The sequence below is a fragment of the Bradyrhizobium sp. AT1 genome, from assembly GCF_001590795.1.
Lineage (GTDB): Bacteria > Pseudomonadota > Alphaproteobacteria > Rhizobiales > Xanthobacteraceae > Bradyrhizobium.
The window spans coordinates 6,056,407-6,078,034 of the sequence record NZ_JXDL01000001.1 but is presented as its reverse complement, the minus strand read 5'-3'; the positions used below and the strand labels follow the sequence as shown (position 1 = coordinate 6,078,034).

The window sequence follows — 21,628 nt, the reverse complement described above, 5'->3', positions numbered from 1 at the left end:
CGGAGACCACCGAGACCGCGCCGAACTCGCCCATCGCGCGGGCGTTGCAGAGCAGGACGCCGTAGAGCACGCCCCATTTGATGTTGGGCAGCGTAACGCGGAAGAAGGTTTGCAGGCCCGAGGCGCCAAGCGAGACCGCGGCTTCCTCCTCCTGCGTGCCTTGCTCCTGCATCAGCGGAATCAGCGCGCGCGCCACGAAGGGGAAGGTGACGAAGGTGGTGGCGAGCGCGATGCCGGGCACGGCGAACAGGATCTGGATGTCGTGGTCACGCAACCAGCCGCCGAAATAACCCTGCGCGCCGAACAGCAGCACGAAGACGAGGCCCGAGATCACCGGGCTCACCGAGAACGGCAGATCGATCAGCGTGATCAGGAAAGTCTTGCCCGGAAACTCGAATTTCGCAATCGCCCAGGCGGCGACGAGGCCGAACACGAGATTGAGGCCGACCGAGATCGCAGCCACCAGCAGCGTCAGCTTGATCGCGGCCAGCGCCTCCGGCTCGGCGAGCGCGGCGAAATAGGCAAGAATCCCCTTCGAGAACGCCTGCGCGAACACCAGGACCAGCGGCAGTACGACGAAGATTGTGAGGAAGGTCACCGCCAGCGCGATGATGGCGATACGTATCGCAGGCGGTTCGGTGCGAAGACTGTCGCGCGCCGCCGCAGCGTGTGCGCGTGCGTCGGGCGAGGCCAGCGAAACGGAATCTGCGATCTGCATCGTCATGGTCCGCCCTCAGCGCGCCGGGATCCGGCTCTGCGCCCAGCGCTGGAGCCGGTTGACGGCGAAGATGATGACGAAGGAGACGACGAGCATGACCACCGCAATGGCGGTGGCGTCGGCATAACGGAACTCGGAGAGCCGGATCACGATCAACAGCGGGGCGATCTCGGAGACGTTGGGCAGATTGCCGGCGATGAAGATCACCGAGCCGTATTCGCCGACCGCGCGGGCGAAGGCGAGCGCGAGCCCGGTGAGGAGCGCCGGCGCCAGCGAGGGCAGGATCACGCGGATGATGGTCTGCCAGCGGCTGGCGCCGAGGCTGCCCGCGGCCTCCTCGATCTCGGGATCGAGATCCTGCAGCACCGGCTGCACGGTGCGCACCACGAAGGGGATGCCGATGAAGATCATGGCGACGAAGATGCCGACCGGCGTGAACGCCACCTTGATGCCGAGCGCCGCAAGCGGCGCGCCCAGCCAGCCCTTCTCGGCGAACAGCGCAGTCAGCGCGACGCCGGCAACCGCCGTCGGCAGCGCGAAAGGCACGTCCACGATGGCATCGAAGATGCGACGTCCGGGGAAGCGGTAGCGCACCAGCGCCCAGACGATGATGCTGCCCATCACGAGGTTGACGCAAGCTGCGGCGAAGGCGAGCCCAAAGGACACGCGCAACGCGTTCAGGGTGCGGCGACTGGAAAGGATGTTCCAGAACTGCTCGGGGCTGAGCTCGAGCGACTTCAGGAACAGGCCGGCGAGCGGAATGAGAATGATGACGGACAGCCAGGACAGCGTCAGTCCCATTGTGAGACCGAAGCCCGGCAATGTCCGGCGTCGTGCTGCAACTGCGCTCACCAGGCCCCCTGAGCCCCCTTAAGACGGCGCCAGATCAGTTCTTGTAGATCTGGTCGAAGATGCCGCCGTCGGCGAAATGTTCCTTCTGCGCCTTGGTCCAACCACCGAAAACGTCGTCGATCGTGAATAGTTCGACCTTGGCGAAGGCGTTTTCATATTTTTTTGCGACCTCGGCATCGCGCGGGCGATAGAAATTGCGCGCGGCGATCTCCTGACCTTCTCTGGTGTACCAGTACTGAAGGTAGGCATCGGCGGCGTTGCGGGTGCCTTTTTTGTCGGCAACCTTGTCGACGATCGCGACCGGCGGCTCGGCGAGGATGGATTGCGGCGGCGCCACGATCTCGAATTTTTCCCGGCCGAACTCCTTCAGCGCGAGGAACGCCTCGTTCTCCCAGGCGAGCAGCACGTCGCCGACGCCGCGCTCGACGAAGGTCACGGTGGCGCCGCGCGCACCGGTATCCAGAACCGGCACCTGCTGATAGAGCTTCCCGATGAAATCCTTGGCCTTGCCGGCCGAGCCATATTTCTTCTGCGCAAAGCCCCAGGCTGCAAGATAATTCCAGCGCGCGCCGCCCGAGGTCTTCGGGTTTGGCGTGATCACCGCGACGCCAGGCTTGATCAGATCGTCCCAATCCTTGACCGCCTTGGGATTGCCCTTGCGGACCAGGAACACGATGGTCGAGGTGTAGGGCGACGCGTTCTGCGGCAGACGCTTCTGCCAGTCGGTCGCGGTGAGGCCCTTGTTTGCGATTGCGTCGATGTCATAGGCCAGCGCGAGCGTCACGACATCCGCCTGCAAGCCGTCGATCACGCTGCGCGCCTGCGAGCCGCTGCCGCCATGCGACTGCTTGATCTCGACACTCTTGCCGGTCTCTTTCTGATAGGCGCTCGCAAAAGCCTTGTTGAACTCGGCATAGAGCTCGCGCGTCGGATCGTACGACACGTTCAAGAGGTTGATGTCAGCGGCGAGAGCCGAGCTTGCCACAAAAACCGTCGCGAGAATACCTGCAGCGAGCGGAACGATACGGCGCATCATGTCCATCTCCATTCACTCCGATGACATCGATGTCAGCGAAGGCAGGCGAAACTCGCGGCGAAACGCACTGAAGTCAACGAAACCGGATTTTCTTGTTCGCAGCAGAGCAACGTAGCTGTGCTACGAAGTCTTCATCGTGTGGATGCCGCATTCTGTCTTGGCCCGGCCGCGCCAACGACCGGCGCGCTCGTCCTCGTCCTCGGCGGTTCTGCTCGTGCAAGGCATACACCCGACCGACCGGAAACCGGAGGCGACCAAGGGGTGACGCGGCAATTTGGCGCGGACGAAGATCGCCTCGAGTTCCTCGCGCGAGACGTTGGCGAAGGGGTTGAACTTCAACCGCGCGCCATCCTCCTCGACCACCGGAATGTCGGCACGCGCATTGCCCTGAAAGCGCTTGCGGCCATTGATCCAGGCCGAGAACGGCTTCAGCGCACGCGCCAACGGTTCCACTTTGCGGATTCGGCAGCAGGCGTCGGGATCGGAAAACCAGAGGTCACGGTCGGGATCTTCGCGCGACAGCGCTTCCTCTGCGGGCTTGACCGAGCGGACGTCCTTCAGGCCCAGCGTCGCGATCAAGGTGTCGCGATAGGCCAGCGTCTCCTCGAACAGCCAGCCGGTGTCGAGAAAGATCACGGGAATCGCCGGATCGACGTCCGCCATCACCTTGAGCAGCGTCGCCGATTCCGTGCCGAAGGACGACACCAGCGCAAGCCTCTCGCGCCCGACCGTCTTCAGCGCCGCGGCGATGATCTCCGCGGGCGAGGCATCGCGCAAGGCGCGATCGAGCTCGTTCGCTGAAGGCAGCGCGGACAAGGATGTCGTCGAGAGCTGAGCCGCGATCGCGTTCACGTGCCGACACCCTCGGAGTGACGCAGCTGCATGCGCCGGTGCAGCGCCGTGATGCGGCCGTCGCCGGTCGGCTGGTAGAACACCGAATAGCGCTTCGCCGTCTGCATGAAGGCTTCCGCATCGGCCTGCTTCTTGACCTCGAAGGAATCGAAGCCGGCGCGCAGCATGAACACGAACTGGTCACGCAACACCTGGCCGGTGGCACGCAACTCGCCGCGGTAATTGTAGCGCTCGCGCAGCAGGCGGGCCTGACTGTAGGCGCGGCCGTCGCGGAACGTCGGGAACACCAGCGCGACGACGGCGACCTTGCCGAGATAGGGCACGAGTTCGGCGATATCGCGGTTGTTCGGCCAGATCACGCCGACCTTGCCGGCGCGCTCGAGCAGCGCATCGGCCTCGCCGAGGAAACGCTCGGCCGGCACCAGGATGTCGCCGCCCTCGGGCAGCGGCGTGTCGACGGCGAGCTTGACGAAGCTGTCGTCAGCGATCTTTCCGCCGTTAACGAGTGGCATAGACGCGCTCCTTGAAGGGTTCGACACCGAGACGCTTCACCGTGTCCATGAACAGCTCTTCCGGCCGCTCGCGCAGCGCCAGATAGGCTTCCACGACGTCTTCGATGACATCGGCGACTTCGTCGAACTTGACGCCGGGCCCGATCAGGGTGCCGAGCGTGGCGTTCTCGTCGGCGCGGCCGCCGATGGTGATCTGGTAGACCTCCTCGCCGTTCTTCTCGACGCCGAGAATGCCGATGTGGCCGACATGGTGATGGCCGCAGGCGTTGATGCATCCGGAGATGTTGATGTGGAGCCGGCCGATCAGATTGGCGAGCTCGTGATTGGCGAAGCGCCGCGTCAATTCCTGCGCGATCGGGATCGAGCGCGCATTCGCCAGCGAGCAATAGTCGAGCCCGGGACAGGCGATGATGTCGGTGATCAGGTTGACGTTCGGCGTCGCGAGCCCGAGCTTGTCGAGCGCCTTCCACAGCGCCGGCAGGTCGCGCTTGGCGACATGCGGCAGCGCCAGGTTCTGCTCGTGGCCGACGCGGATCTCCCCGAAGGAATATTTGTCGGCGAGATCGGCCAGCGCATCCATCTGCTCGGCGGTGGCATCGCCGGGAGGCGCGCCGATCGGCTTCAGCGAGATCGTGACGATCGAATAGCCCTGCACCTTGTGCGGGGCCACCGAGTTCTTGCGCCACGCCTCGAAATCCGGATCAGCCGCGGCCTGGCGCAGCTCGTCCGGCATGAGCGGCAGCTTCTCGTAAGACGGATAAGTGAAGCGCGAGCGGATGTCTTCGATCACCTCGTCGTCGATCTGGAGCGACGAGTTGCGGATGTGCTGCCACTCCTCCTCGACCTCGCGCGAAAATTTCTCGATGCCAAGCTCGTGCACCAGGATCTTGATGCGCGCCTTGTAGATGTTGTCGCGGCGGCCGTACTGATTGTAGACGCGCAGGATAGCCTCGATGTAGCTGAGGATATCGCGGCCATGCACGAAGTGCTTGATGGTCTTGGCGATGAACGGGGTGCGGCCGAGCCCGCCGCCGACCAGCACCTCGAAGCCGGTCTCGCCCTTCTCGTTCTTGATCAGGCGGAGGCCGATGTCGTGGATCTTGATCGCGGCGCGGTCGTGGTCGGACGCGGTGATCGCGATCTTGAACTTGCGCGGCAGGAACGAGAATTCCGGATGCAGCGTGGTGTGCTGGCGGATCAGCTCGGACCAGATGCGGGGGTCCTCGATCTCACCGGGCGCGACGCCGGCCCACTGGTCCGAAGTGACGTTGCGCATGTTGTTGCCGGAGGTCTGCATCGCGTGGATGCCGACCTTGGCGAGATCTTCCAGCGCGTCCGGCAGCTCGGCGAGCTTGATCCAGTTGAACTGAATGTTCTGCCGCGTTGTGAAGTGCCCGTAGCCGCGGTCGTACTTTCGCGCGACATGCGCAAGCGCGCGGAGCTGGTTCGTCGCCAGCGTGCCGTAGGGGATCGCAACGCGGAACATGTAGGCGTGCAATTGCAGATAGACGCCGTTCTGCAGGCGTAGGATCTTGAACTCGTCCTCGGTGAGCTCGCCCGACAGGCGCCGCTTCACCTGGTCGCGGAACTCCGAGACGCGCTCGTTGACGAGCGTGCGGTCGATTTCGTCATAAGCATACATAAGAAGATGCCTTAAGCCTGGGCCGACTGTCCGATGGTCACACCGGTGCGGCGGATCTGTTCGCGCAGATTGCCGGGTTCGATCTTGCCGTCCGCGCCGACCTGCACCGGGGCGATATAAGGTCCGATCGCGCCGACGTCATCGGCCACGGACTCCGCAAGCAACGCCTTGGCTTCGTCCGAGTTGCGCACGATCGCAGCTTCCGACAGGTCCGCGGACCAGCTCTTGGTGGCGGTGCGATAGACCACGATGCCGTCCCAGGTCCGGTTGGCGGTCACGATCGAGGGGCCGGCGATCTTGATCTTCTTCTGTTCAAGCGGAGAGGTCATTCGGCTGCATCCAATAGGTCAGAGATGATGGGGTTGGGTGTCTCGAGATCAGCGGCGCCGCCGAGTCCTGCGGTAATGCCGGGAATGATCGAATAAACGACGCCGGCGGCGCGCAGGGCTGCCACTTCTTCACCGCCGCCCCCGACCACGAAGGAATCGCCGACCTTCAGCCGCACCACCCGCTGGCCGGCTTGCGCAGCCGCGATCATGCGCTGGTTGACGGCGTCCTCGCCGATGCCGGGCTTACCGACGGCAACGCGCGTGGTGTCGCGGCGGATGCGGTCGAGGATTTCGCCAGAGACCAACTCGTCATGGAAGACGATGTCGGCGTCCTGCAATGTGCGCAGCGCCTTGATGGTGAGAAGATCAGGGTCGCCGGGACCGGCGCCGACCAGCGCGACCGAGCCTTCCGGCTTGTCGGCACGCGCGAAGGCGGAGGGATCGGAAATCGCCTTCAGCGCGACGTCCGCCTCGCTCTTGCGACCGGCGAGCACGGCGGCGCCGATCGGACCGTCGATCACCCGCTCCCAAAACCGGCGGCGCAGCGGAAACTCGGCGATGCGCTCGTTGATGGATTTGCGGAAGCCGCCGATGAATTCGGCGAGCTCGCCAATGCGCGCCGGAAGCAGCGCCTCGATCTTCTCGCGCACGCGCCGCGCCACCACCGGTGATGTGCCACCGGTGCCGACCGCGACCACGACATCGCCGCGATCGACGATCGCAGGAAAGATGAAGCTCGAATGCTCGAGATCGTCCATGACGTTGACGGGCAGACCGAGCGCCTGGGCCCGAGCCGACATCGCCACGCCGACATCGCCTGCGCCGGCGCAGACGACGGCGATGACGCCCGCGAGATCGGCGGTGAGCGGATCGCCCGTCAGGATGTCGACGCGCGCCGCGTCTTCCACGCTGAGGCCGAGATCATTTTTGCCGTCGATCGCATGCACGCGGATGCGCGCGCCGGCCGAGGCGAGCACGCGCAATTTGGCACGCAAAAGCTCGCCCGCGCCGATGAGGACCACCGGACCGGCCTTGAGATCGAGAAACACCGGCAAGAACCGCATACGATACTCGCTTCCCCCTTTACGGGGTTGACTGGAATTATTTTCTATATATGTGTCGTTTCGAGCGCGCAAAGAGAAAATTTTTTCTTCTCTCCTGCAGTGCGACTATAGAATTTTCGCCTCCAAACGCAAAGTGGCAGAGATGCATCTTCTCAAGGACGATTCCGCAGCAGTGAGCGTGAGCAGCCTGGGCCCCGTCAGCCGTGCGGCGTCGCAAGAATTTTCTGCTGATGTAGCGCCCAGCATGGACCATCTCGACCAGCTCGAGGCGCAAAGCATCTACATCTTCCGCGAGGCCTTCGCCCGCCTGAAGAAGATTGCCCTGCTGTGGTCGCTCGGCAAGGACTCCAACGTCATGATCTGGCTGGCGCGGAAGGCCTTCTTCGGCAAGATGCCGTTCCCGGCCCTTCATGTCGACACCGGCAAGAAGTTTCCGGAGATGTATCGCTTTCGCGATCACTACGGCAAGGAATGGGACCTCGATCTGCGTGTCGAGCCCTGCCCGCCCATCGATGCCGTCGACCCGACGCTGCCGCCGGCCGCCCGCTCCGCGGCGCGCAAGACCGAAGGTCTCAAGATGGCGCTCGCCAAATACGGTTTCGACGGCCTGATCGCCGGCATCCGCCGCGACGAGGAGGCAACCCGTGCCAAGGAGCGCGTGTTCTCGCCGCGCGGCCTGGAAGGCAATTGGGACGTGCGCGACCAGCCGCCGGAGTTCTGGGACCATTTCAACGCCTCGCCGCCGCAAGGCGCGCATTTGCGCATCCACCCGATCCTGCATTGGACCGAGGCCGACATCTGGGCCTACACCAAGCGCGAGAACATCCCGATCATCCCGCTCTATCTGTCGCAGAACGGCAAGCGCTACCGCTCGCTGGGCGATCAGGACATCACCAATCCGGTCAATTCGACGGCGTCGAATATCGACGAGATCCTGATCGAGCTCGAGCAGACCAAGGTGCCGGAGCGCGCCGGCCGCGCGCTCGACCACGAGACCGAGGACGCCTTCGAGCGCCTTCGCGTCGCCGGCTATCTCTGATCAAGGACGCGAGCGCGAAATGAACATGATCGTCACCCCAACCTCGCCCGCCACGCCGAACGGCACCACGCGTCCGCAGGTCCGCATCGTCATCGTCGGCCATGTCGATCACGGCAAGTCGACGCTGGTCGGCCGCCTGCTGCACGAGACCGGCAGCCTGCCCGACGGCAAGCTGGAGATGCTGAAGGCCGTCAGCGCGCGGCGCGGCATGCCGTTCGAGTGGTCGTTCCTGCTCGATGCGCTGCAGACCGAGCGCGACCAGGGCATCACCATCGACACCACGCAGATCCGCTTCCGCACCAATTCGCGCGACATCGTGCTGATCGACGCGCCCGGCCACGCCGAATTCCTGCGCAACATGATCACCGGCGCCTCGCAGGCCGATGGCGCGGTGCTGATCATCGACGCGCTCGAAGGCGTGCGCGACCAGACCCGGCGGCATGGCTACCTGCTGCATCTGCTCGGCGTGAAGCAGGTCGCGATCGTCGTCAACAAGATGGACCGCGTCGACTTCTCCGCCGATCGCTTCAAGGCGATCAGCGACGAGATCTCGGCGCATCTGAACGGCCTCGGCGTGAAGCCCACGGCCGTGATCCCGATTTCCGCCCGCGATGGCGACGGCGTCGCCGAGCACACCGACCGGATCGGCTGGTACAAGGGACCGACGGTGGTCGAGGCGCTGGACCAGCTCGAGCCGGCGCGGCCGCTGGAAGCCCTCGCGCTGCGTCTGCCGGTGCAGGCGATCTACAAGTTCGACGACCGCCGCATCGTGGCGGGCCGCATCGAATCCGGCAGCCTGGTTGCCGGCGACGAGATCGTGATCATGCCGGCCGGCAAGATCGCCAGGATCAAGACGGTCGAAAGCTGGCCGGTGACGCCGGTCGCAGGACGCCAAGGCGCGGGCCGCTCGGTTGGCATTACGCTCGACCGCGAATTGTTCATCGAGCGCGGCGACATCGTCGCGCATACGAGCAGTGCCCCGCGCGAGACGCGCCGGCTGCGCGCCCGCATCTTCTGGCTGCACGACAAGCCGCTCGCCAAGGGCGACCAGTTGCTGGTTCGCTGCGGGCCGAAGGAAAGCCGCGCCACCGTGGTGGCGATCGAGAAGGCGGTCGATCCCGGTGAGCTGTCGAGCAGCGAGAACAAGGCGATCGGCCGCAACCATGTCGGCGAGATCGACATTTCTCTTTCGAACCCGATTGCCACCGATCCCTACACCGAGAACCCTCGCACCGGACGTCTCGTGATCGAGGTCGCGGGGCGCATCGCCGGCGGCGGCCTCGTGCTGTCGGTCGATGCCGGCCAGCGCGCCGTGCCCGTCGACATCGTGCCGGTGGAATCGGCCCTGCGTCCCGACGAGCGCTCCGCGCGCTATCAGCACAACGGTGCCGTGGTCTGGCTCACCGGCCTGCCCGCTTCCGGCAAGTCGACGCTCGCCAAGGCACTGGAGCGGCGTCTCTTCACCAATGGCGGCTCGCCGATCCTGCTCGACGGCGACACGCTGCGCGCAGGCCTCAACAGCGATCTCGGCTTCTCCGCCGCGGACCGCAGCGAGAACATCCGCCGCCTTGCGGAGGTCGCGACGCATCTCGCGCGCAACGGCCATATCGCCATCGTCGCTGCGGTCTCGCCGGCCCGTGAGGATCGCGCCACTGCGCGCCGCATCGCCGACACCGCCTTCCGCGAGATCCACGTCGCAACGCCTGCCGACGTCTGCGAGGGGCGCGATCCCAAAGGCCATTACAAGAAGGCCCGCGCCGGCGCGCTCGCGTCATTCACCGGCATCGGCAACGACTACGAAGCACCGCAAGCGGCCGAGCTCGTGATCGACACCTCGACGCGGACGATCGCCGAGGCGGCAGACGAGATCGAGCAGATGCTGAAGACATCGGGCGTGCTGTTCGACGAAGCCGTGGATCTCGCCGCGAATATTTGAGGCGCGGCCCCGCGCCATAGCAATGGTGTCGTCCCGGCGAACGCCGGGACACATACCGCGTCATCCATCCAGAGCTCGACCGCCGTCCCGAACGACGCGCCCTCGCCAGACTCCTCACTGGGGTTATGGGTCCCCGCGTGCGCGGGACGACAGCGTCGTCTCCCCTCCCCACCGCTTCTTGACATTTTGACAGACCTCTGGGGGTCTTCTCACCGCCCCTTTTTTGGGGCTAATAGTCCCTCGAAAGCCGCCCCTGGTGGGCGCATTTTGCTGCTGTCGGGTCAAAAGCAGCCAAAAACAGCCATTTCCAACAAGAAAGCCCATCATGAAACGCGTCGATGCCCACGGATTGAAGATCGCCCCTGTCCTGTTTGACTTCATCGCCAAGGAAGCGGCCCCGAAAACGGGCATCGCGCCGGACGCGTTCTGGGCCGGGGTTGCAGGCATCATCAAGGATCTGGGGCCGAAGAACCGCGCACTGCTGGCGGTGCGCGACACGCTGCAGGCCAAGATCGACGACTGGCACCGCGCCAACAAGGGCAAGGCCTTCGACCTCAGCGCCTATACCGCCTTCCTGAAGGAGATCGGCTATCTCGTCCCGGAGCCGGCGACGCAGAAGGTCGAGACCGCCAATGTCGACGACGAAATCGGCAAGATCTGCGGCCCGCAGCTCGTCGTGCCCCTCACCAATGCGCGCTATGCGCTGAACGCGGCCAACGCGCGCTGGGGCTCGCTCTATGACGCCTTCTACGGCACCGATGCGATCGCGCATGATCCTTCCGAGACCGGCAAGGGTTACAACAAGGCGCGCGGCGACAAGGTGATCGCCAAGGCCAAGGCATTCCTCGATGCCGCCGCGCCGCTCGCCACCGGCAGCCACACCGATGTCACCGCCTACAGCGTCGTCGCGGGCCAGCTCGCGGTGAAGCTGAAGAGCGGCAACGCCACCGCGCTGAAGAACGCCACGCAATTCGCCGGCTTCCAGGGCGATGCAGCCGCACCGAGCGCGGTTCTGCTCGTCAACAACGGCCTGCATGTCGAGGTGAAGATCGACCGCAACAGCGCGATCGGCAAGGACGATCCGGCCGGCGTCGCCGACATGATCATGGAATCCGCGGTCTCCACTATCCTCGACATGGAGGACTCGGTCGCCGCAGTCGATGCCGAAGACAAGGTGCTGGTCTATCGCAACACGCTGGGCCTCATGAACGGCACGCTGTCGGCGGACTTCGAGAAGGGCGGCAAGACGCTGACGCGCTCGCTCAACGCCGACCGCAGCTACAAGACGCCGGACGGCAAGGGCGAGATCAAGCTGCACGGCCGCAGCCTGCTGTTGATGCGCAATTGCGGTCACCACATGTTCACCGACGCGGTGCTCGACGAGAAGGGCGAGGAAGTTCCGGAAGGCCTGCTCGACGCCGCGATCTCCGGCCTGCTCGCGATTCACGATCTCAAGGGTAATTCCAAGGTCAAGAACAGCCGCACGGGATCGGCCTATATCGTCAAGCCGAAGATGCACGGCCCCGACGAGGTGTCGCTGACCTGCGAGCTTTTCGGCCGTGTCGAGCAGATGCTGGGCCTGCCCGAGAACACGCTCAAGGTCGGCATCATGGACGAGGAGCGGCGCACCACCGTCAACCTCAAGGCCTGCATCCAGCGCGCCTCCAAGCGCATCATGTTCATCAACACCGGCTTCCTCGACCGCACCGGCGACGAGATCCACACCTCGATGGAAGCGGGGCCGATGATCCGCAAGAACGAGATGAAGGCGCAGCCCTGGATCAAGTCCTATGAGGACTGGAACGTCGACATGGGCCTGACCTGTGGCCTGCCCGGCCACGCCCAGATCGGCAAGGGCATGTGGGCCGCGCCCGACAAGATGGCGGACATGCTTCAACAGAAGCTCGGCCATCCGCAGGCCGGCGCCACCACTGCCTGGGTGCCTTCCCCGACCGCCGCGACGCTGCACGCGCTGCACTATCACCAGGTCAACGTCACCGCGCGGCAGGAGGAGCTGGCCAAGGGCGGACCGCGCGCAAAGCTCTCGGACATCCTCACCATTCCGGTGTCGAAGTCGAACTGGGCGCCCGATGACGTCAAGCAGGAGATCGACAACAACTGCCAGGGCATTTTGGGCTACGTCGTGCGCTGGATCGACCAGGGCGTCGGCTGCTCCAAGGTGCCCGACATCCACGATGTCGGCCTGATGGAAGACCGCGCGACGTTGCGCATCTCCAGCCAGCATCTCGCCAACTGGCTGCACCAGGGCGTGATCACCGAAGCGCAGGTGATGGAATCGCTCAAGCGCATGGCGGTCGTGGTCGACAAGCAGAACGCGGGCGATGCGATCTACAAGCCGATGGCGCCCGCTTTCGACGGCGTCGCCTTCAAGGCCGCTTGCGACCTCATCTTCAAGGGACGCGAGCAGCCGAACGGCTACACCGAATACATCCTCACCGCACGCCGCCGCGAAGCCAAGGCGGGCGGTTAATTCAGTCACTCGAATGTCAAAAGCCCCGGCACCCGCCGGGGCTTTTTTGTTGGACGAAACGTCGCGCTGCGCATCGGAACGGCCGCTCGCGCCCTGCGTTGTCGGGCCATCAACCAACGGGAGATGGTCATGGACTGGAATCGGATCGAAGGAAACTGGAAGCAGTTCAAGGGCTCGGCCAAGGAGAAATGGGCCAAGCTCACCGACGACGACCTTACGCTGATCGAAGGTCGCCGCGAGCAGCTCGAAGGGCGGCTCCAGGAACGTTACGGCAAGGCCAAGGACCAGGTTCGACAGGACGTCGACGACTGGCTCAAAGCGCTGCACTGAAGCGAGCACAAACGAAGCCCCGGCTCACGCCGGGGCTTTTTGTTCGAGAGAGCGGCGCCCGGAAATCGCTACGCTGATCCGGGCTACGATATCTCCGCTAGAACACCGCGAGATATTTCAGCAGCGACACGATGCCGATGATGATGACGATCACGCGGGCGATCTGTTTGGCGCGACCGTCCATCGGCAGCATGTTGATGAGATAAAGGACGAGAATGACGACAAGAAAAGTAACGAGTACACCCACCAGCATCGCAAGACCCCCTTCAGGCAAATGGCGACCACAGCTCTAACGCCTGTCACCCGCGCCGGTTCCATCGAAGCAACCCACTGCAACTTCTAGTAAATGCGTATTTCTACGATCAGCCGATCTGCCTAAAATTTTACCCTTTCCCCTTCAGATGCGAAGGCCGTCTGGGCTTTGAGCCGCAAACGGCATGCGATTGCCGATCTGCCGCGCCCCCTTTTGTCGATGCTGCCGGGCGTCCTTTTGAGCTTTGCGAATGGGAATTGGGGGACCTCGATGCTGAATCGTCTGACTGTATCCGCGCTGCTGAAGGCGGTGATCGCGATCACGTCGGCCTGCGTGGTGATCGCACTCTCGCTCACCGCCTACGAGTCCTGGGATCGGTTGAGGACCGCCACCCGCATCTCCCACATCACGGATGCGTCCGCGGACCTGTTCAAGGCGATGCACAATCTGCGCACCGACCGTTCGACCACCAACCGGCTCCTCAACTCGACCGAGCCGATGGACCCGGAGATCGAGAAATATCTGCGCGCGATTCGCGACGCCGAGATGCCGGCGATGGCGCACGCGCTGGAGCTCTTGCCGGCGATGGACTTTCCGCAATCCGCCACGCTGGTGCCGGAGTTTGCGCGCCTCTACAAATCTGCGAGCGAGCAGCAGAAGCAGTTCTGGGAGGACGTCGCCAAACCGAAGGGCCAACGCCGCGCCAGCCTGCCGAAGGACTATATGGAAACGACGCAGGGCCTGCTCGACACGCTCGACAAGCTCTCGAACGCTCTCGCCGCCACGGTCAACCATCAGGATGCCACGATCGACCAGTTGCTGGCGATCAAGCAAAACGCTTGGCTGCTCCGCAACACCGGCGGCGAAGCCTCGCTGATCATCTCGACCGGGCTCAACGCTGGCCGCCTCGCGCCGGAAGCCCGGCTTGCCTACACCCAATATGTCGGCGGAACCGCCGCGATGTGGAAGGCGCTGGAATTGTCGACCTCGGGCATGCAGCTGCCGGCTGCGTTGTCGTCGGCCATGGCCGCCGCCAAGACCGCCTATTTCGATCCGCAATATCTGGCTCTGCGCGATCGCCTGGTGGCCGCGCTCGCCAATGGCGAGAAGGCCGAGTTGACCGCGAACCAATGGACCCCAGTGACGGTGGGCCGCCTGTCGAGCGCGGTTGCCGTCGCCGAGACGGCACTCGACGCCGCCAAGAACCATACGCTGGAGCAGCGCAGTGCCGCGCTGCGCGCGCTGATCGTCCAGCTCGTGCTGCTTGCGCTCGCCGTCGGCCTTGCTGTCGGCGCGATCATGCTGGTCAGCCGCCGCGTCATCACCCCGCTCAACACCATCCGCGACGCCATGCTGAAGGTCGCCGGCGGCGACCTTGCCGTCGACAGCGGCTATCTCGCTCGCCAGGACGAGATCGGCGCGCTCGCCGGCGCGCTGGAAACCTTCAAGCAGCAGGCCACCGACAAACTCAAGATCGAGGAGCAGGAGCGCGAACGGAACGCGGGCGCTGCCGCACGCCAACGCGCCGTCGAGACTTATGTCGGCGAGTTCGAGGGCGCGGTGCGCAAGACGCTGGGCGAATTGAGCGAGGCCTCCGGCGAGATGCGCAAGACCTCGGGCGACCTCTCCGCCGTGTCACGCCAGACCAATGATCGCGTGCAGATCGCCGGCAAGGCCTCCAACGACGCCTCGATGAGCGTCGACAGCGTGGCCGCCGCCGCCGAAGAGCTCTCGGCCTCAATCAACGACATCAGCCAGCAGGCAGCCCACGCCGCGGGTATCGCCGGCCGCGCCGTGACGCAGGCGCGCGAGACCGACGGGACCGTGCAGGGCCTCGCCAAATCCGCCGGACGCATCGGCGAGGTCGTCGGCCTGATCAACACCATCGCGCAGCAAACGAATTTGCTCGCGCTCAACGCCACGATCGAAGCGGCGCGTGCCGGCGAGGCCGGCCGCGGCTTTGCCGTGGTCGCCTCCGAGGTGAAGTCACTGGCGAGCCAGACCGCGAAGGCGACCGAAGAGATCTCCGAACAGATCGCCGACATCCAGAAGGTCGCGGGCGACGCTATCAACGCGATCCAGACCATCGGCGGTATCATCGGCGAAGTGAACGAAGTGGCGACTGCGATTGCCGCCGCCGTCCAGGAGCAGGGCGCGGCGACCCAGGAGATCACCCGCAGCACCCAATACGCAGCCCAGGGCACCAAGAACGTCTCGGATAATATTACCGGCGTGAAAGCCGATGCGGACGCCGCAGCCGCGGCCGCCGACAATGTGAAGCAGGCGTCCGAGACGTTGGAGACCCAGAGCCGCCAACTCGGCCATGAGGTCAGTGACTTCCTTGGCAAGATCCGCGCGGCGTAGGCGCGGATCAACGGTGAGCCATCACGACCCGTAATTTTACGGCAGGAACACTGTCTAAGTCTTTACCCTTTTCGGGCCAAATGCGGCTCACGTGCTCGCCGCAGGCGGGCGCATCTGCTGCGTGCATCCCTTGGTCTTTCGTAGTTCGTGGGGCTGCCGTTCAGGGCCACGAATTCGACATGCGTACCCGGGGTGTCCGATGCTCAACCGCTTGACCGTATCCACGCTGCTGAAGGCGGTGATCCTCTCCACCGCATTCGTCGTCGTCATCGGCTTCTCGATCAGCGCGTGGAGCTCGTGGGGCCAGCTTCAGCAGGCCAACCGGATCGTCGCGGTTTCGGCAGCTTCGGCAGAAGTGTTCAAGGCGATGGCCAACATTCGAGCCGACCGCTCGACCAGCAATCGCCAGCTCACGTCCGATGTCGCCATGGACAAGGACATTGAGAAGTACATCCGCGAGCTGCGCGCCGCCCTGATGCCGGCGCTGGCCCGCACGCTCGAGCTTCTGCCCACGACCGACGTCGTCCAGCGCGAGGCGTTCCTCGCTGACTTGGGCACGCTCAACAAGACGCTACTGGCTGCACAGGCCGAGTTCTGGACCGAGGTCGTCAAGCCCAAGGCGGAGCGCCGCGCGGGCCTCGCCAAGGAATATGTCGCCACCGAAGACGCGCTGATGGCGCAGCTCGAAAAGCTCTCGGGCGCGCTCGCCGCCAGCGTCAACCACCAGGACGCCACCATCGACCAGCTCCTGTCCATCAAGCAGATGGCCTGGCTGCTGCGCAACACCGCCGGCGAATCCTCGCAGATCGTCGGCAACGCCATCAATGCCGGCAAGATCGCGCCCGAGGTGCAGCTTACCTACACCAAGCTGGTCGGCGGCACCGACACCGCCTGGACCGCGATCGAGCTGGCCGCCTCCGGCATGCAATTGCCGCCGGCGCTGGCGGCTGCGATGGCCGAAACCAAATCGACCTATTTCGATCCGCAATACGCCGCCACACGCGACGGCGTCATCACGACCGTCGCCAAGGGCGAGAAGCCAGCGATGACCGCCAACCAGTGGAGCCCCTATTCGGTGCCCCGCATGATGACCGCGGTGAGGCTCGCCGACGCGGCCCTACAGGCCGCCAAGGACCATTCCGCCGCGCAGCGGGCGGCCGCGATGCAATTGCTGATGATTAACACCGCCCTGCTCGCCGCCGCGATCGTCCTGACGGGCGCTGCCATGCTGGCGGTCAGCCGCCGCGTGATCACGCCGCTGCACCGGATTCGCGACGCCATGCTCGAGGTCGCCGGCGGCGACCTCACCGTCGACAGCGGCTACCTCGACCGGCATGACGAGATCGGCTCGCTCGCCGGGGCGCTGGAGACCTTCAAGCAGCAGGCGATCGACAAGCTCAAGATCGAAGAGCAGGAGCGCGAGCGCAATGCGGGCGCCGCCGCGCGCCAGCGCGCGATGGAGACCTATGTCGGCGAATTCGAAGGCGTGGTGCGCAAATCGCTCGGCGAGCTGAGCGAGGCCTCCGGCGAAATGCGCAAGACCTCGGGCGACCTGTCCGCGGTGTCGCGCCAGACCAACGAACGCGTCGAGATCGCAGGCAAGGCCTCGCACGACGCCTCGACCAGTGTCGAGAGCGTCGCGGCCGCCGCCGAGGAGCTCTCGGCCTCGATCAACGACATCAGCCAGCAGGCCGCCCATGCGGCAGGCATCGCCAGCCGGGCCGTCAACCAGGCGCGCGAAACCGACAGTACCGTGCAAGGACTGGCGCAGTCGGCGGGGCGCATCGGCGAGGTCGTCGGCCTGATCAACACCATCGCGGCACAGACCAATCTGCTTGCACTGAACGCCACCATCGAGGCTGCGCGCGCCGGCGAAGCCGGCCGCGGCTTTGCAGTCGTGGCCTCCGAAGTGAAGTCACTGGCGAGCCAGACCGCCAAGGCCACCGAGGAGATCTCCGAACAGATCGCCGACATCCAGAAGGTCGCAGGCGATGCCATCAACGCGATCCAGGCGATCGGCGGCATCATCGGCGAGGTCAACGAAGTCGCCACCGCGATCGCCGCCGCCGTGCAGGAACAGGGCGCGGCGACGCAGGAGATCACCCGCAGCACCCAATATGCGGCGCAAGGCACCAAGAACGTCTCGGACAACATCACGGGCGTGAAGGCCGACGCCGACACCGCGGCCGGCGCCGCGGAGAACGTCAAGCAGGCTTCCGAGACGCTGGAGACCCAGAGCCGCCAGCTCGGCCATCAGGTCAGCGACTTCCTGGGCAAGATCCGCGCGGCGTAGAGGCACGCAGGTACTACACGCTCAGCGTCGCCGTTGCGAACGCAGGGACGACACTGAGCATCGGGCAGCGCCGCCGCGGTTAACTGGCAATATTTGCCCTATTCCTTCGCCACCACCGGCACCTGACGGAACCTCGCGCGCACCGAGTCCGGCAGCGGCGAGAAGTTCATGGCAACGCCGCGGCGATCGCCAGCATTGCGGCCGGCGACCACGAGGCCGTCGGCGCCGGCGACGATGTCGCCCTTGCGCAAGGTGGGATCGTCCTCGACCTTGACCTGCGCGAGCCCGGCGGGATCCTTGCCGTTGCAGGTGCAGCCCGCGACGAGCTCGGTGCGATAACGGTACGCATTGGGCAGTTCGGAATAGGATTTGCCCTTGTCGGTCGTGGCGTCGTCGATGCTGCCGCCATAGACCAGCGAGGTCTCGGAAGCCGGACAGAAGCTCTTGCAGGACTGCGCCTTGCTCTCGGCATCGTTGCCTTGCGCCGGGAAGTAGCGGCCGTCGCAGCCGCGGACGCAATAGGCCGTGCCGCCGCCATAGGACGCGCGCTGGCGTGGCCCCTCATAGCGAGGCACGTCGTCGTTGGCGAAAGGCATCCGGACCTCCGGCGGCGGTCGCATCCGAAAGCCGCCGAACAGAGCCGAGAAGAAATCTTCCGCATGCGCCGACGGCGCCAGCGCCAAACCGGAGACAGTGACGGCGATCATCGCCGCCATGCCAACGGCCAGTTTGCCGATCGAGCGTTTACTCATGTGACCTCACTGAACTCTAGTTCACGGCCGACGACGCCGAAATATTCAGCGCCTGCCGCCCTGACGGCAGCGTCGTCACGGCCGGGCGCTTGCGCACGGGGTCGCCACCTCTGGCCATCAGCGGCGCGTTCTTCGGCAGCACCACGACCTTGGCGCCGACATTGACGCGGGAATAGAGGTCGGTGACGTCCTCATTGGTCATGCGGATGCAGCCCGAGGAGACGAATTTGCCGATCGTGGAGGGATCGTTGGTGCCGTGAATGCGGTATTCGCTGGAGCCGAGATACATCGCACGCGCGCCGAGCGGGTTGCCGGGGCCGCCGGCGACGAAGCGCGGCAGATAGGGCTGACGCGCGATCATCTGGGCCGGCGGATGCCAATCCGGCCACTCCGCCTTGCGGCTGACGCTCTGCACACCGGACCAGGTGAAGCCTTCGCGGCCGACACCGACGCCGTAACGGATGGCGCGGCCGTTGCCGAGCACATAATAGAGATAGGTGTTGTTGGTATCGATGACGATGGTGCCGGCCGGCTCGCTGCGGTCGAAGCCGACGATCTGCTTGCGCAGCCGATCGGGCAGCTGGGAATCCTCATCGGCCGCCTGCGGCGCCTCGTTCACGTCGCCTTGCACGTAGCCTCGGTCTTGCACGTAGCCTTGCGAGTAATCCTGACCCTGCGGATACGCCTGTGGCTGCATCGGCGCATAGCCGAGGGTTTGTGCGCTGGCGCCGCCGACGGGCCCCATGGCCAAAGCGGCAATGAAGGCGAACGCGGTGACGGCGCGCGGCGATAAGCTGCGACGGACTGCAGAAAACTTTGTCATGTGCTGCCCCGTTGGATGTCTTGCATCAGGGTGATGCGCTAGGCAGTGAACTCCGCAGGCACGGTCCAGGTTCCGGCGCACCTCGCGGCAGGCTTGTCACAGTCAAGAGAGGATTTGTTCACGAAGTTGCGATGGAACCGCAGCGGCGCTCGCGCATTGTCGGCTATCAATGGGCGCGCGGTGCGACGCTTCCGTGCGGGAGAGAGATTGTGCGCGTCCTTCCCAGTGAACGTCCAGGTACCGGCCATAGCGAAGGTGAGCCGCTCCCGGACAGCCGTAGCGAGCTACCGCCGGTCATCCGCCGTACCGAGTTTGTCGCCATTGCGCTCGCTGGCTTGCTGCTGATTGCGGTCGTCACCGTGCTCTATGTCGGGAAGGCGTTCTTCCTGCCGGTGGTAATGGCCTTCATCACCGGCACCATGCTCGCGCCGGCCGCGAATTTCCTCGAGCGTTGCAAGGTACCGCGCGGTCTCGGCGCCGCCCTGATCGTGATCGCGGTGACCGCCGTAGTCGCCTTCGTTGTCGCGCTGATCGCGTCCCCCGTCATGGAATGGAGCACGCGCCTGCCCGAGCTCGGCGCGCAGTTGAAAGACAAGCTGCATTTGTTCGACCGCCCGCTTTCGCTGTGGCGCGAGCTGCAGGTCATGCTCGGCGGCTCGGAAGGATTGCCGAGCTTCCAGATGCCGAAGGTCGAGTGGGTGCAGCCGACGCTGGAATTCCTGTCGCCGACCTTTACCGAGTTCCTGCTGTTCTTCGTTACCCTGATCCTGTTCATCGCGAGCTGGCGCGACCTGCGGCGGGCAGTGATCATGACGTTCAGCGATCGTGACGCGCGGCTGCGGACGCTCCGCATCCTCAACGAGATCGAGGTCCATCTCGGCAATTACCTGTTGATGGTCACCGTCATCAATGTCGGCGTCGGCGTCGCCACCGGCATCATCTGCGCGGTCACCGGCATGCCCAATCCCGCCGGGCTCGGCGCGCTTGCGGCAACGCTCAATTTCATCCCGATCATCGGGCCGGTCGCGATGTTCGTGGTGCTGGTCGTGGTGGGGCTGGTCGCCTTTCCGACCCTCGGCGGCGGCCTCATGGCCGCGCTCGCCTTCGGCGGCCTCACCTTCCTGGAGGGACACTTCATCACCCCGACGATCATCGGCCGGCGGCTGGCGCTGAATGCACTGGCGGTCCTGCTTGCGCTGGCCTTCTGGACCTGGATGTGGGGCCCGATGGGCGCTTTCCTGTCGTCGCCGCTGCTGATCGTGGCGCTGATCCTCAAGGAGCATTTGCTGCCGACGGATGCGCCGCAGCTTCCGCAGGCGTGATGCGGTTTCCGTGATCGGAACTTCCCCGGTGACGAAACGTTCTCCGGCTATCTCAGCCGTCAACAGTTCGGAGCTCCCGATGTCCACGACCAATGCCGAAGCCGGGATGAGAGACTGGACCGACAAAGCCACCAGAGAACGCCTTGAGAAGGATGTAGCAGCCGTGAAAAGCGATATCGCCGCCCTCACCGACCAGATCACCGACGCGCTCAATACCTTTGCCAATTCGACCAGCAAGCAGGCCCGCCGCGGCTATCGCCAGGCGCGCGAGAACGTGGATACCGCGATCGACGACATGTCGGAGCGCGGCAGCGCGATGATGGGCGCGGCGCAGGAGGCCTATGGATCGATCGAGGAGACGCTCGAAGACGCGATCACGCAGCGCCCGCTTGCGACCGTCGGGCTCGCGCTCGGCATCGGCTTCCTGATCGGCGCCGCCTGGCGCCGGTAGGTAGCGCGAACGAACTTGAGACGGCGGCGCGACCGCGCCGCCGATGCCGGCTTGTGGGGATCTGAGGAGCAAGGCCATGTTTCAGCGCATCATCGACGGGATCAGTGCATCCACCGGCACGACTATGCGGCTGACCTCCTTGGCTGCGGGCGCGGCGTTCGCGCTGTTCATCACCACCTGCTTCCTGTGCGCCGCTATATTCATCTCCGTCCTCAACGAGTATGGTCCCGTGCAAGCCTGTCTCGCGGGTGCCGGTGTCTTCTTTCTGCTGACCCTGGCCGCAGCGGTGAGCTACTGGGCCTACAAGCGGGAATTGCGCAAGCAAGCCCAGATCGCTGCCGAGCGTGCCGCAAAGTCGGCGGCGCAGAGCACGCAGAGCATGCTCGCGGACCCCATGCTGCTCGCCACCGGCCTCCAGATCGTTCGCGCCATCGGCGTCAAGCGGCTGCTGCCGATCCTGGCGATCGGCGGCGTCGCCCTCGGCATCATGGCGAGTCGCGCCGGTATGTCGGACGATGCATCGGCCGAACCGGCCGAGTAATTTCAACCCATCGAAAGATACAGATTGC

19 protein-coding genes and 1 pseudogene are annotated in these 21,628 nt (G+C 64.9%); 9 read left to right on the top strand and 11 right to left on the bottom strand.

The window, feature by feature from the left end:
• The 8 genes and pseudogenes from SE92_RS28160 to SE92_RS28125 form a co-directional block, all read right to left on the bottom strand.
• On the bottom strand, window positions 1–724 hold a 724-nt coding region (locus tag SE92_RS28160), incomplete at its 3' end, for a sulfate ABC transporter permease (protein WP_063200837.1).
• Window positions 725–733: 9 nt separating this feature from the next.
• Window positions 734–1,570, bottom strand: coding sequence for a sulfate ABC transporter permease subunit CysT (gene cysT, locus SE92_RS28155; RefSeq protein WP_084251897.1), 837 nt, complete (start codon window positions 1,568–1,570; stop codon window positions 734–736).
• A gap of 34 nt (window positions 1,571–1,604) precedes the next feature.
• Window positions 1,605–2,606, bottom strand: a complete 1,002-nt coding sequence (locus SE92_RS28150) for a sulfate ABC transporter substrate-binding protein (protein WP_063203807.1) — start codon at window positions 2,604–2,606, stop codon at window positions 1,605–1,607.
• Between the two features lie 120 nt (window positions 2,607–2,726).
• Window positions 2,727–3,458 carry a phosphoadenylyl-sulfate reductase gene (locus tag SE92_RS28145; protein ID WP_063200833.1) on the bottom strand — a complete coding sequence of 244 codons (732 nt, stop codon included), beginning with the start codon at window positions 3,456–3,458 and terminating at the stop codon, window positions 2,727–2,729.
• The gene (locus SE92_RS28140; protein WP_063200830.1) at window positions 3,455–3,970 is read right to left on the bottom strand and encodes a DUF934 domain-containing protein; all 516 of its coding nucleotides are present in this window, start codon (window positions 3,968–3,970) and stop codon (window positions 3,455–3,457) included. Before SE92_RS28140 ends, SE92_RS28145 begins: the two co-directional genes overlap by 4 nt.
• Complete coding sequence (locus SE92_RS28135) at window positions 3,957–5,612, bottom strand: nitrite/sulfite reductase (protein WP_063200827.1); 1,656 nt, start codon at window positions 5,610–5,612, stop codon at window positions 3,957–3,959. The genes SE92_RS28140 and SE92_RS28135 overlap by 14 nt, the downstream gene beginning before the upstream one ends.
• An 11-nt stretch (window positions 5,613–5,623) precedes the next feature.
• A complete protein-coding gene (locus SE92_RS28130; RefSeq protein WP_063200824.1) occupies window positions 5,624–5,941 on the bottom strand; it encodes a DUF2849 domain-containing protein in 318 nt (105 codons plus the stop codon).
• 35 nt (window positions 5,942–5,976) lie between these two features.
• Window positions 5,977–7,005 (bottom strand): annotated as a pseudogene (locus SE92_RS28125) (SAM-dependent methyltransferase); the annotation flags it as partial.
• A 244-nt stretch (window positions 7,006–7,249) separates the two neighbouring features.
• Between SE92_RS28125 and cysD the strand changes: the two are divergent.
• The 4 genes from cysD (at window position 7,250) to SE92_RS28105 (ending at window position 12,801) form a co-directional block, all read left to right on the top strand.
• Window positions 7,250–8,044 (top strand): sulfate adenylyltransferase subunit CysD, encoded by a 795-nt coding sequence (gene cysD, locus SE92_RS28120; RefSeq protein ID WP_063200821.1) that lies wholly within the window; start codon window positions 7,250–7,252, stop codon window positions 8,042–8,044.
• 19 nt (window positions 8,045–8,063) lie between these two features.
• Window positions 8,064–9,980, top strand: a complete 1,917-nt coding sequence (gene cysC, locus SE92_RS28115; protein WP_063200818.1) for an adenylyl-sulfate kinase — start codon at window positions 8,064–8,066, stop codon at window positions 9,978–9,980.
• Window positions 9,981–10,305: 325 nt separating this feature from the next.
• Window positions 10,306–12,471 carry a malate synthase G gene (locus tag SE92_RS28110; RefSeq protein WP_063200815.1) on the top strand — a complete coding sequence of 722 codons (2,166 nt, stop codon included), beginning with the start codon at window positions 10,306–10,308 and terminating at the stop codon, window positions 12,469–12,471.
• Window positions 12,472–12,600: 129 nt separating this feature from the next.
• Window positions 12,601–12,801 (top strand): CsbD family protein, encoded by a 201-nt coding sequence (locus SE92_RS28105; RefSeq protein WP_063203806.1) that lies wholly within the window; start codon window positions 12,601–12,603, stop codon window positions 12,799–12,801.
• A gap of 97 nt (window positions 12,802–12,898) precedes the next feature.
• Here the strand turns inward: SE92_RS28105 and SE92_RS36140 are convergent, their stop codons facing one another.
• Window positions 12,899–13,054: a Thivi_2564 family membrane protein gene (locus SE92_RS36140; RefSeq protein WP_008546817.1), complete on the bottom strand. Its 156-nt coding sequence runs from the start codon at window positions 13,052–13,054 to the stop codon at window positions 12,899–12,901.
• A 270-nt stretch (window positions 13,055–13,324) separates the two neighbouring features.
• Between SE92_RS36140 and SE92_RS28100 the strand changes: the two genes are divergently transcribed.
• The gene (locus SE92_RS28100; RefSeq protein ID WP_063203805.1) at window positions 13,325–15,418 is read left to right on the top strand and encodes a methyl-accepting chemotaxis protein; all 2,094 of its coding nucleotides are present in this window, start codon (window positions 13,325–13,327) and stop codon (window positions 15,416–15,418) included.
• A 199-nt stretch (window positions 15,419–15,617) separates the two neighbouring features.
• Window positions 15,618–17,711, top strand: coding sequence for a methyl-accepting chemotaxis protein (locus SE92_RS28095; RefSeq protein ID WP_063200812.1), 2,094 nt, complete (start codon window positions 15,618–15,620; stop codon window positions 17,709–17,711).
• Between the two features lie 98 nt (window positions 17,712–17,809).
• Here SE92_RS28095 and SE92_RS28090 read toward each other — a convergent pair whose 3' ends face one another.
• Both SE92_RS28090 and SE92_RS28085 read right to left on the bottom strand, forming a co-directional pair.
• Window positions 17,810–18,463: a DUF2865 domain-containing protein gene (locus tag SE92_RS28090; RefSeq protein WP_063200810.1), complete on the bottom strand. Its 654-nt coding sequence runs from the start codon at window positions 18,461–18,463 to the stop codon at window positions 17,810–17,812.
• A gap of 16 nt (window positions 18,464–18,479) precedes the next feature.
• Window positions 18,480–19,286 (bottom strand): L,D-transpeptidase, encoded by an 807-nt coding sequence (locus SE92_RS28085; RefSeq protein WP_063200808.1) that lies wholly within the window; start codon window positions 19,284–19,286, stop codon window positions 18,480–18,482.
• A gap of 209 nt (window positions 19,287–19,495) precedes the next feature.
• Between SE92_RS28085 and SE92_RS28080 the strand changes: the two genes are divergently transcribed.
• The 3 genes from SE92_RS28080 to SE92_RS28070 all read left to right on the top strand — a co-directional run bounded on the left by SE92_RS28080 (window position 19,496) and on the right by SE92_RS28070 (window position 21,600).
• Window positions 19,496–20,608: an AI-2E family transporter gene (locus SE92_RS28080; protein WP_063203804.1), complete on the top strand. Its 1,113-nt coding sequence runs from the start codon at window positions 19,496–19,498 to the stop codon at window positions 20,606–20,608.
• A 79-nt stretch (window positions 20,609–20,687) separates the two neighbouring features.
• Window positions 20,688–21,059 carry an ElaB/YgaM/YqjD family protein gene (locus tag SE92_RS28075; RefSeq protein ID WP_063200805.1) on the top strand — a complete coding sequence of 124 codons (372 nt, stop codon included), beginning with the start codon at window positions 20,688–20,690 and terminating at the stop codon, window positions 21,057–21,059.
• Window positions 21,060–21,135: 76 nt separating this feature from the next.
• The gene (locus SE92_RS28070) at window positions 21,136–21,600 is read left to right on the top strand and encodes a hypothetical protein (RefSeq protein ID WP_063200802.1); all 465 of its coding nucleotides are present in this window, start codon (window positions 21,136–21,138) and stop codon (window positions 21,598–21,600) included.
• The last annotated feature ends 28 nt before the right edge of the window (window positions 21,601–21,628 follow it).